This is a genomic window from Rahnella sp. 2050, from assembly GCF_040544515.1.
GTDB lineage: Bacteria > Pseudomonadota > Gammaproteobacteria > Enterobacterales > Enterobacteriaceae > Rahnella > Rahnella aceris.
In genome coordinates this window covers 115,560-127,095 of sequence record NZ_JBEPKE010000002.1, presented here as the reverse complement: position 1 = coordinate 127,095, position 11,536 = coordinate 115,560, and the positions used below count along the sequence as shown (strand labels likewise).

The window sequence follows — 11,536 nt, the reverse complement described above, 5'->3', positions numbered from 1 at the left end:
CTTTCCGGCCTTAACCAAACTCTCTCAGACGGTGCAGGAGGCGAAGGAACGGGGATCCTTCATCTTGTTTACGGTCATGGCTGCCGGTAATCACGACCGTCGCCGTGGTACCTGCCGGATAAGGATGTTGCTGGTCTTTGTCATCAAGCAGGATTTTCACTGGCACACGCTGTGCCAGACGCACCCATTCAAGGTTGCTGTCGATGGTCGCCAGACCGTTGGTCGCCGCAGAAGAGGAGCTGTTCGTCACCGCCGCCGCTACGCTGTCGACCGTACCGTGCATAATACGGTTGCTGCCGAGCGGCGTGATTTCCGCACGATCCCCTTTTTTCAGCCCCGGCAGTTTGGTTTCTTCCAGATACGCCAGAATGTAGAAGGAATTTTTCTTCACCAGCGCCACGGCAGTCGAACCCCGGTTAATGTAGTTGCCCGGATGAACGGTCAGGTTAGTCACCCAGCCATCAGCAGGTGCGACAACCACGGTACGTTCCAGATCCAGCACCGCCAGATCCCGTGCAGCCTGCGCTTTCGCCAGCTGATGTTCAGCGGTTTGCAGCACGTTATTGGCCTGATCGATTTCTTCCTGCGACATGGCCTGTACGCCCAGTTTCACACGACGTCCGGCCTCGCGCTTTTTCTCAGAAGCCAGCGCCTGGTAATACGCGACGTCAGCACTCGCTTCGTCCAGCGCCTGCTGGTAGCGCGGCTGGTCAATTTTGAACAGTACCTGGCCTTTTTTCACCAGTTGGTTATCCGTTACTGGCACATCGGTAATCAGACCGGTGACATCGGGCGCGATGGACACAACGTCAGCGGTAAACTTGGCATCACGGGTCCATGGAGATTCTGTATAGAACGCCCAGGCTTTGAAGATTGCGATGACAGCCAGCACGACAAGAATCAACGTTATTGTGTAACGTATTATTTTTATGGAGAAATTTTTCACAACGCCCTCAGACGAACATGCAGGAGATCAGGTAGAAAAGACAGCAGTACAACGCTGTGTTGAACAATGCCGGGTGCCAGACAAAATCATAAATTCCGGTGGGTTGCAATATGCGCCGCAGCAGGAAAAACACCACCAGCGCCAACAATATTTCAAAAAACACCGGAGGAAACGACAATCCGAAAATCACCATTACCGGAAGCAAACTCATCAAAAATTCCTTACATTATTACGACGGACAAACACATATCGTCCCGCGCACGCATTATTCGTTATTTTAGGCAACGGCACGCGACCCCGGAGAAAATAATTCAACGGGAGCAGAGCAATGAAGCTGCAGAGTTGCCAGGGAAGTGTGCGAAGGTAAGCATGATGTCAGGAAAACTGAAACCTGAGCTTTATCGCCCGGAAGGGTATATTAGCGTGCTTATTATCAACAGATCAACGTTCTGTGATCTAAATCACTTTTAAGCCAGAGTTAACAATGGACCGATTAAAACGCATGTCGATCTTTGCTCAGGTCGTGGAAAGCGGCTCCTTCACGGCGGCCGCACGACGCCTCGACATGAGCGTTTCTGCCATCAGCCAGACGATTTCAAAGCTGGAAAATGACTTACAAATCAAATTACTAAACCGTAGCACCCGCAGCATCGGCCTGACAGAAGCCGGTAAACTTTATTATCAGGGTTGCCGGAAAATGTTGCACGACGTACGTGAAGTGCATGAACAATTGTATGCCTTCAACAACACCCCGACCGGAACATTACGCATCGGCAGTTCATCGACGATGGCACAAAATGTTCTTGCCGCGATGACTGCGGAAATGCTCACCGAATACCCCGGTCTGACGGTGAATCTGGTGACTGGCATTCCGGCACCGGACCTGATCGCTGACGGACTGGACGTGGTGATCCGCGTCGGCGCGTTGCAGGATTCCAGCCTGTTCTGCACCCGCTTAGGCTCAATGCCGATGGTGGTGTGTGCGGCGCGCAGTTATCTGGCACAACACGGCACGCCGGAGAAACCCGCCGATATGGTGAATTTCTCCTGGCTGGAATACAGCGTCCGCCCGGACAGTGAATTCGAACTGATCGCCCCCGAAGGTGTTTCAACCCGTATTACACCGCAAGGCCGCTTCGTGACTAACGATTCGCAGACCATGATCCGCTGGCTGAAAGCCGGTGTCGGTATCGCGTATGTTCCGCTGATGTGGGTGATTGAGGAGATTAATGCCGGTGAGGTGGAGATTCTGTTCAGGCGCTATCAGTCCGATCCGCGCCCGGTTTACGCGCTGTATACTGAAAAGGACAAACTGCCGCTGAAAGTGCAGGTCTGTATTGATTATCTGACGGATTATTTCAAACGGGTAAGCAAGGTGTATCAGGGATACCGGCAGGGCAAGAAAGTGACTCAGTGGAATTGAGTTCGTATCAAACCAAAAACCCACCTGACCTCCCCTTGTGAAAGGGGAGGGATAACACCGAAATAATCTTCTGCTACGCAGTGCCGCCGACGGTGAGATTATCCAGTTTCAGGGTAGGCTGACCGACCCCGACCGGCAGGCTCTGGCCTTCTTTACCACACACACCGACGCCTTTATCGAGCGCCAGATCGTTGCCGACCATGGAAATCTGTTGCATCGCTTCAATGCCCGAGCCGATCAGCGTCGCGCCTTTCACCGGTTTGGTGATACGGCCTTTTTCGATCAGATAAGCTTCGGAGGTAGAGAACACGAATTTACCCGAGGTGATATCCACCTGACCGCCGCCGAAGTTTGGCGCATACAGGCCAAATTCTACGCTACTGATAATGTCTTCCGGCGTTGATTTCCCGGCCAGCATATAGGTGTTGGTCATACGCGGCATCGGCAGATGTGCGTAAGATTCGCGGCGGCCGTTACCGGTCGGCGCAACGCCCATCAGGCGCGCATTCAGTTTGTCTTGCATGTAGCCTTTCAGCACGCCGTTTTCGATCAGCACGTTGTACTGCCCCGGCACACCTTCGTCGTCAATCGCCAGTGAACCGCGCAGACCCGGCAGGGTGCCGTCGTCCACTACGGTACACAGTTCAGAAGCCACCCGTTTGCCCATCTGACCGCTAAATACAGAGGTTCCGCGACGGTTGAAGTCACCTTCCAGACCGTGGCCTACCGCCTCATGTAACAGCACACCCGGCCAGCCTGCGCCCAGCACCACCGGCATGCCACCTGCCGGGGCGGCGACTGCCGTCAGATTCAGCAACGCCATACGCACGGCATCACGGGCAAAAGCTTCCGCACGCACTTCACCGTTAACGGTTTCGAGGAAGTAGTCATAACCAACACGACCGCCGCCGCCACTTGAGCCACGCTCACGACGTCCATCCTGTTCAACCAGAACGCTCACGGACAGACGCACCAGCGGGCGAATGTCTGCCGCCAGCGTGCCGTCGGTGGCTGCCACCAGGATGTTTTCATACACGCCGGTGATGCTGGCACTGACTTCCTGCACGCGCTTATCGGCCGCACGGGCAATTTTGTCGACGCGGTGTAGCAGTTCGATTTTTGCTTCGCGTGACAGGCTTTGCAGCGGATCCAGCGGAGAATAAAGAGATTTATAGGCAATTTCGCCCAGCGTATGCGCTTTGCCATTGCCCTGGTCGCGGACAATGCTGCGGGCAGCTGTTGCACTCAGGTTCAGGGCATTCAGCGTGATTTGGTCAGCATAAGCAAAACCGGTTTTTTCACCGCTTACCGCACGAACACCGACGCCCTGATCGATATTGTAAGAACCGTCTTTGATGATGCTGTCTTCGATCACCCAGCTTTCATGGAAACTGGACTGGAAAAAGAGATCGGCATAATCAAGACGACGTTCAGACAACTGGCCCAAAATGGAAAACAGATCCTGATGACTCAGATTATTAGCAGTTAGTAACTGCTCACTGACTAAGGCCAGACTCATAGATGTTCACTCTCTTTTAGACGACAATCCGGCGTGCAGACTGTGGTCTACACAGTCTGCACGCCAGACAATCCATTGTTACAAGGTTATTAACAGCCTAACACAGCATGAACGAGGTTTCCTGCCACCTTCACGGTGGCGTTACTGTGCGGCGGCGGCTTTTGGATGTTCAACCGGTTTACGCAGAATTTCGTTGATACGGGGTTCTGCGATAGTGCCGTCAATCTGATAGCGGATAAGCGAGATTTTATTCCACAGCGGGGCCAGCACTTTACTGGCAGCGAAGACTGCAACGCCGACTACCGGGTTGATGACGAACGCCGTCGCCACACCTACTGTGGCGGAAATTTCCGGCGCAATGACCGCTTCGAGATCCAATTGCTGATTCACGAAATTGACCTTCCCGGTGATGGCGATATCTGCTTCCAGTCCGTCAACCAGCAGATCGTCGGTATGAAGTACGCCGTCTTTAATCCAGGCCGTGGATTTGATGGAGTCAAAATAGAAGCCCTGCCCAAAGGTATCGCTGAAATCAAGACGCAGTTTGCGCAGCAGCGCATCGAAGCTGACCAGTCGCAGCAATTGTCCGGCGCGGCCCGTGCCGACATCCGCAATTTCGCCTTTGCCCAGCGTGTTTTTCAGGGTGCCGTTCAGTGTGCTGATATCCGGCTTCCACGGCACGGATTTCCAGTGCAAATCAAAGTTAACGTCAAACGGCGCGCCTTTCAGTGGTGTAGTCACGCCAAAGAATGACATGGCCTGCTCAATATTCTTACCGGTCAGCTTGCCTTTCAGGCCGGTGTTTTCGCCCTGCCCGTTCTGCCTCCAGTCGCCCTGCACGTCGAGACTTGCCACGCCGGTATCTATCAGACCGTTACGCAGCATCAGTTGATCGCCTTGCGGTGTCAGGTCAGCATTCACTTTGCGGAAGTTCTGGCCGAGGAACCAGCAGGCTTCACAACGCAGTTGCAATGCCGGCCAGCTGGCAAACGAAATCTTTTCAGTAGCAAACGGATTACCGCCCGGCTGACCGCTGCTGGCCACATCCGCAACCGTCCATTGCGGATTGAAATAGACGTATTTCAGATTAGCCAGCCACGGACCGTTGTCATTCATATTCAGCCTGCCATCGATTTCCTTACCTTTGGCAGTGACCTCCATGCCCTGATGCCCTTGTACCGAGGTGAGGGTCAGGTCATTCCAGACCTGTCCGCCCAGTGTCAGCGCAGGCGTTGTCAGGATAATCTGGTGCGGGAAGCTGAAACCGGCCAGTTTAGTAGTAGTGTCCTGCGTCGCTTTATCCGGTGACAGCAAACCCAGCCAGCTTTCACCATCAAGTGCGGGCAGATGGAGCGTCAGACTGCTGTCATCCGGCAATGGAGGCGTTTTTTTGCTGTTTGCCTGCCACGATGCACGATCGAGTTTCAGTTGTTTACCCAGCAGCCAGCGGCTGTTGAAATGATCTTTGCCCGCCAGCACACCTTGCAGATTAAAACTGTGCAGGTCGCCTTTGACATTCACCACCAGCGGCAGCGGATGACCGGCTTTCTTGCTCAACGGATCGGGTAAGTGACTGCTCACATCTTTCAGATCGGCGTTTACATCGACGGTATAGGTCGGGGTACCTTTGTGCGGCAGCGTAATATTGACGTCGCCTTTCCACGGAGTACCACCCGAAATTTTACTGGCGGCTGCCGCTGGCAAGCCGGGGATTTTAGACAGTTGCCAGTTGGCATCCAGCCCGACCTGAACCTTGAAATCATCCGGCAGTTCCTGCGTGCTGAACATCACGTTGACCGGTTGCCCGAACCAGTTACCGGTAAGCCGGTTACTTTGCAGGTTGCCATTGTCATAACTGAACTGGCCACTGAGCTGACTGATTTTGCTGTTCAGCGGTTTAATAAACAGACTGTTGTTATTGAGCGTGACGCCACCGGATGCACGCACAAGTTCGCCATCAAGCGGAATATCCAGATGTAAGCGACCATTCACTTCGCCGCCAATCTGCAATTCCTGTAGCGCCGAGCCCAGCGAGTCATGCAACGGCGTATCCATGAAATAATCGCCGATATCTTTCCCCTGCCCGCGCAGGTCCGCATCAATAAACAGTTTTTCTTTCAGGTAGTCAGGAATATTGGCAACGACATTGTTACCGTCCACATTGCCCAGTTTGGTGTGCGCGGCTTTCATAAACAGGCCGTCATTAAGGAAATCGAGATCGATATCCAGATCAGTCAGCGCTGGCCAACCTGGCTGGAACTCAAAGGTCGAGTGGCGTAGCGGAACCCACACTTCAAACTGCCCTTCGTTCTTTTTGAACGGGAAATGATGTGGATTGCCGTTGAAGGTCAGGGTGGCGTTATCCACCTGACCGGCCTTTATGGCACCACTGAGATAATTTACCAGATGTTTGCCCATCAGCGGTTCAGGGAAATAGCGCCAGGCCTGACCGGCGTCATACAGGCGAATACCGGCCAGGATATTCAGCCACGGGTCACCTTTGACAGGCTGGTTGTAGCGGAAATCGCCCTTCGCCCACAGCGCGTTGGCTTTGACATCTACGTCTTTACCCGACAATGACCAGCCATCTTTGCCGTTCTTCCAGTTAAAGGTACCGGTCGCCGCACTGATATCCAGAGGTGCGCGGAACATTTCGCCGTACGGCAGCAGGCTGTCTTGTAATTTCACCGTCATCTGCCCGCCCGCCACGCTACCTTTCAGGCCACCACTGAAATGATTGACACCCGGCAGCAGTTTCCAGCGCTGCCAGCTGACATCGCGCCAGTTCACATCAAAACGGGTCTGATCAGGCTGCTTTAGCGGGATATCCAGCGCGAGCCGATCAACGTTACCGGCGGGTTTTAAATCCTGCCAGCGCTCCAGTAAAGCCGGAGTCAGGAATGAGAAAGTCGGGATCACCGGGCCTAAACGTTCCAGTTGCAGATTGGTGCCACGGATGCGCAGCTCTTCACCCTGCGAAGGCCCGAGGAACTGGTTATTTTCAGGCAGATAAAGTACTTCAAGGCGGCCTTTCGGCCACGCCACACCATCGGTTTTCAGATTCAGCTGCTTCGTGCCAACCTGCCAGCCATTACCCTGACGGTTACCGTGTAATGTCAGATTATCGACATCGAGCTGGTGTTCCTCAGTGCCATTTTTCCAGGTGGCAGAGCCATTTTTCAGCAATGCGTCAGCGGCATAAATATCGCCACTACGCACCGTCAGCCACGCCGCGAGGCTGAAGTTAGCACTTTCCAGACCGGTATTATTGCGCAACCACCGGCTGAACCAAGGTTTCATGTCGATATCATCGGCCTGAAGATAAATTTTCCCGTTATTGAGCAAACCATTGGTGTCGTTCAGATCCATACGCAACTGCACAATGCCGTGCTGCCCGTTAAAACTCGACAGGCTAAGCTGCCCTTCGGCGCGATGGCGGTTGTGGCTGTTCAGCCAGGTCATCTGAGGAATGTCGAATTCCGCCCGTGGACCGGAAGGCGTCAGGAAGGAAATGCGGCTGTTGCGCAGATCGAAATGGTCGACCTGTCTGAGGAAAATATCACTGACGCGGTTTGGCTGGATGCCGTTGCCTTTATTGCTTTCGCCACCCAGCGTGCTGTTTAAATCCAGCTGCAAATTGTAAAAAGTAAGGTCGCGGAACTGCCAGCGGAAATGCAGCAAGGATTGCCAGACGTCCAGCGCCAGGGTAATGCGCTGAACCTGCCACTTTGAGTCCGGTAATGTCACCTGTAGGCCTCGGATCTCCATGATCGGGCCAAAGGTTTTCCAGCTGGCGCTGACTTGCGATAACTCGATCGGTACGCCCGTGACCGCCTCGACTTTCCCGACCAGTTGATCCTGGAAGCGGGTCAACTGAGGCAATGCCAGACGTAAGCCACTGATCACCAAAGCCACTATCACGACAAGGGTTGCGCTGGTGGTTAATAAAATACCGGGCAGTCGCCTCAAACTTCTCTCCTTGTTTTCCATTCCATGCTGGTTTTCACCCGCACAGACGGCAATGGAAACCTTTAACTTCTTGATGCTTCAGACGAATAGCCATCGGATCACATCATGACGACGTCAAACTGTTCCTGACTGTAGAGCGGCTCGATCTGCACTTTCACCTGCTTGCCGACGAAGATTTCTACTTCGGCCAGTGCATGGGATTCTTCTCCCTTGAGCGCTTCCCCTACTGCGGCAGACGCGTAAACCAGGAAACGGTCAGAATCGTAGGCATGATGCACACGCACAATTTCACGCAGAATTTCATAGCAGACGGTTTCAACGGTTTTCACCGTGCCGCGTGCATGACAGGTCGGACAATCGCTGCACAGCACATGTTCGACGCTTTCGCGGGTACGTTTGCGGGTCATCTCCACCAAACCAAGGGCGGAGAAACCGTGAATACCGGTTTTCACGCGGTCTTTCGACAGCGCCTGCTCGAGGCTGTGCAGCACGCGACGGCGGTGATCTTCATTCGACATATCAATGAAGTCGATAATGATAATGCCGCCGAGATTGCGCAGCCGTAGCTGACGGGCAATGGCCTGCGTCGCTTCGGTGTTAGTGTTAAATATCGTGTCTTCCAGATTACGATGGCCGACAAACGCACCGGTATTAATATCCACGGTGGTCATGGCTTCGGTCTGATCGATAATCAGATAGCCGCCGGACTTGAGTTCCACCTTGCGCTCGAGCGCACGCTGGATTTCGTTCTCCACATCGAATAGATCGAAAATAGGCTGCTTGCCGCTGTAATGCTCCAGCTTGCTGGTCATTTCAGGCATGTATTCGCTGGTGAATTCGACCAGCAATTCATACGTCAGGCGGGAGTCAACGCGGATGCGGTCCAGTGCTTCACCGGCAAAATCACGCAGCACACGGTGCGCCAGTGCCAGCTCACCATACAGCTTGCATTTGGTTTTGTTGCGACGCTTGCGCTCCATCACCTTGGTCCACAAGCGTTTCAGGTAGGCCGCATCTTGTTTAAGTTCTTCTTCACCCACGCCTTCAGCTGCGGTACGAATAATATAGCCGCCGTGCTCATCACAATATTCTGAGACGATACGTTTGAGGCGATCACGCTCGGCTTCGCTTTCAATACGCTGCGACACGCCAACGTGTGACGCACCAGGCATGAACACCAGATAGCGGGAAGGCAAGGTAATGTCGGTCGTCAGACGCGCACCTTTGGTGCCCAGCGGATCTTTCACCACCTGCACCATCAGATCCTGGCCCTGATGCACCAGTTCTGCGATGTCACGCACGTGGAAATTTTTCTGCTCGTCACGCGCCACACATTCGGTGTGCGGCATGATGTCTGAAGCATGTAAAAATGCGGCTTTTTCAAGGCCGATATCGACAAATGCTGCCTGCATACCCGGCAGAACACGGCTGATACGCCCTTTATAAATATTGCCGGCAATCCCGCGCTTGGTCTCGCGCTCAATATGGATCTCCTGCAGAATGCCACCGTCAATGTAAGCCACGCGGGTTTCAGACGGGGTGACATTGACCAGTAATTCAGCTGTCATGTTTTCTCCTAAGCTCGCGTAAGGCAGAAAATTCATTGAGCAGTTCCTGAGTTTCCACCAGAGGAAGGCCCACAACTGCATAGTAACTGCCGCGAATTTCACGGACGAAACAACCGCCCTTTCCCTGAATACCATAAGCGCCCGCTTTATCCATGGGCTCACCGCTCAGAATATAATGTGCAATATCGTCGGAGGATAGTGAACGGAAAGTGACATCGGTCACAACCAACGTATTGAGGCATTCCTGCCTGTCGGCAAACGCAATGGCGGTCATCACCTGATGCTGTCTGCCAGACAATGCCTTAAGCATAACAGCGGCTTGCGCTTCGTCACGTGGCTTTTCCAACACTTTACCGTCGAGGACTACAATCGTATCTGCGCCAAGCACCGGCAAATCCTCTGCCGCGACCGTCACACCGGCCTGTGCTTTATCTTTCGCCAGCCGTAAAACATAATCTTGCGGGGCTTCGTCAGGCTGACGCTCTTCTGCAACCTCAGTCACCAGACGCTCAAAAGGCAGTTCCAGCAAGGCCAGTAATTCACGGCGACGTGGTGACCCGGAAGCCAGATAAAGTGCGGTCATAACATCCTCATTGCACAGCAAACTGACGACGAATTTTACGCATCAGCAGGAACAGCCATGGCCACAGCACACCGTCGACCACACTGCTCCAGAAAACTTCAGGCCGGAACGACACATTGACTACCAGGAATTCTCCCCAGAACACCATGACGTCCACAGCCAGCGAAAGCACCATAACAATCAGCGCTTGTTGCCACAGAGCCAGGTTACGGAATAACTGGAATTTGAACGCGACCAGGTAGGCGGTAATGGCAAAAGCCAGCGCGCGAATACCCAGGGTCGATCCCAGGATCAGATCCATAATAAACCCGACAACAAAACCGGTACCCACGTTGACGCGATGCGGTAATGCCATCACCCAGTAAATCAGGATCAGCATCAGCCATGACGGCCTGAACATATAAATCTGTTCAGGCCACGGCATCACCTGCAATAACATGGCTATTAAGAAGGATAGCCAAATAATCCAGCGTCCGTGGCTCCGGTAGCTGTTCATTGCGTCGCTCCCTGCACAGCAGGCGTGCTAACCGGTGTCGTTACCGTACCCGTTGCCGGTGGAGGAACAGGAGCTGGCGGCCCCATATCTCCCGGAGGTGGCAACACTTGCGGCATCATTTGCATCAGGCGTTCATTGGCCACGCGATGAACTTCATCCGGCGGTAAAGGATGCTCGCCATTACGGTCAGAGCCCCATAGTAACAGCAGGTAACGCAGACGTTGCAGACCGGCGGTCGGACGCGCCTGAATGACGGTATACGCACGCTGATTATCAACTTTAACCGAAGATACAACGCCGACCGGATACCCTTCAGGGAAACGTCCACCCAGACCTGAGGTGACCAGCACATCACCGACACGAATATCGGTGTTGCTTGGTAAGTGTTCAAGTTGTAAGTCATCAGCACAGCCGCTACCGGCAGCGATAACGCGGATGTCGTTACGCAGCACCTGAATCGGCAACGCATGTGAAGCATCACAAATCAGCAGCACACGGCTGGTCAGCGCGGCAACAGCGATGACCTGGCCAACAACGCCTTTATCGCTGATGACGGGTTGCCCGATATACACACCGTTGTTGCTGCCTTTGTCGATGACGATCTGATCGCTGTAAGGATCATTGCTGGTGGAGAGAACCTGCGTCACCATTTTGTGCTCGTCCTGACGCAACGGCGATCCCAGCAGCTCGCGCAAGCGAGCATTTTCTTGTTTGTATTGGCCAAGCAGCATCAGGTCGCTGTTTTTCAGCAACAATTCCTGACGCAAAGCGCGGTTTTCAAGTTCCAGCTGGCCACGGGTGGCAAACGTAGAAGAGACCTGATCTAAGAATTCACGCGGGGCATTGGACAAAAAATAGAAGGGACTGACGGCAGTATCCATATAGGTGCGGATTTTAACAAACGTACCTATTTTACTGTCGGCAACAATCAGGACAATGGCCGTGAGAATAGCCAAAAAAAGTCGCAGTTGCAGGGAAGGTCCCCTGCTAAAAATTGGCTTCATAAAATATGCGAGTTCCTCGGCAACAGAA

At 53.5% G+C, this 11,536-nt stretch carries 9 protein-coding genes; 1 reads left to right on the top strand and 8 read right to left on the bottom strand.

Annotated elements, in window-relative coordinates; all coding sequences use genetic code 11:
- Nucleotides 1-10: 10 nt before the first annotated feature.
- Nucleotides 11-946, bottom strand: a complete 936-nt coding sequence (gene aaeA, locus ABIC79_RS07820) for a p-hydroxybenzoic acid efflux pump subunit AaeA (RefSeq protein ID WP_013577282.1) — start codon at nt 944-946, stop codon at nt 11-13.
- Between the two features lie 7 nt (nt 947-953).
- Nucleotides 954-1,157, bottom strand: a complete 204-nt coding sequence (gene aaeX, locus ABIC79_RS07815) for a p-hydroxybenzoic acid efflux pump operon protein AaeX (RefSeq protein WP_013577283.1) — start codon at nt 1,155-1,157, stop codon at nt 954-956.
- 273 nt (nt 1,158-1,430) lie between these two features.
- On the opposite strand from aaeX, the gene aaeR reads away from it, so the two are divergent.
- Nucleotides 1,431-2,369: an HTH-type transcriptional activator AaeR gene (gene aaeR, locus ABIC79_RS07810; protein ID WP_013577284.1), complete on the top strand. Its 939-nt coding sequence runs from the start codon at nt 1,431-1,433 to the stop codon at nt 2,367-2,369.
- Nucleotides 2,370-2,442: 73 nt separating this feature from the next.
- Here the strand turns inward: aaeR and tldD are convergent, their stop codons facing one another.
- The 6 genes from tldD to mreC form a co-directional block, all read right to left on the bottom strand.
- Nucleotides 2,443-3,888 carry a metalloprotease TldD gene (tldD, locus tag ABIC79_RS07805; protein ID WP_013577285.1) on the bottom strand — a complete coding sequence of 482 codons (1,446 nt, stop codon included), beginning with the start codon at nt 3,886-3,888 and terminating at the stop codon, nt 2,443-2,445.
- Nucleotides 3,889-4,029: 141 nt separating this feature from the next.
- Nucleotides 4,030-7,857 (bottom strand): AsmA2 domain-containing protein YhdP, encoded by a 3,828-nt coding sequence (gene yhdP, locus ABIC79_RS07800; protein ID WP_354566753.1) that lies wholly within the window; start codon nt 7,855-7,857, stop codon nt 4,030-4,032.
- Between the two features lie 98 nt (nt 7,858-7,955).
- Nucleotides 7,956-9,425 carry a ribonuclease G gene (gene rng, locus ABIC79_RS07795; RefSeq protein ID WP_013577287.1) on the bottom strand — a complete coding sequence of 490 codons (1,470 nt, stop codon included), beginning with the start codon at nt 9,423-9,425 and terminating at the stop codon, nt 7,956-7,958.
- Nucleotides 9,415-10,008 (bottom strand): Maf family protein, encoded by a 594-nt coding sequence (locus ABIC79_RS07790; RefSeq protein WP_013577288.1) that lies wholly within the window; start codon nt 10,006-10,008, stop codon nt 9,415-9,417. The genes rng and ABIC79_RS07790 overlap by 11 nt, the downstream gene beginning before the upstream one ends.
- A gap of 7 nt (nt 10,009-10,015) precedes the next feature.
- The gene (mreD, locus tag ABIC79_RS07785; protein ID WP_013577289.1) at nt 10,016-10,504 is read right to left on the bottom strand and encodes a rod shape-determining protein MreD; all 489 of its coding nucleotides are present in this window, start codon (nt 10,502-10,504) and stop codon (nt 10,016-10,018) included.
- Nucleotides 10,501-11,508 (bottom strand): rod shape-determining protein MreC, encoded by a 1,008-nt coding sequence (gene mreC, locus ABIC79_RS07780; RefSeq protein ID WP_013577290.1) that lies wholly within the window; start codon nt 11,506-11,508, stop codon nt 10,501-10,503. Before mreC ends, mreD begins: the two co-directional genes overlap by 4 nt.
- Between the last annotated feature and the right edge of the window lie 28 nt (nt 11,509-11,536).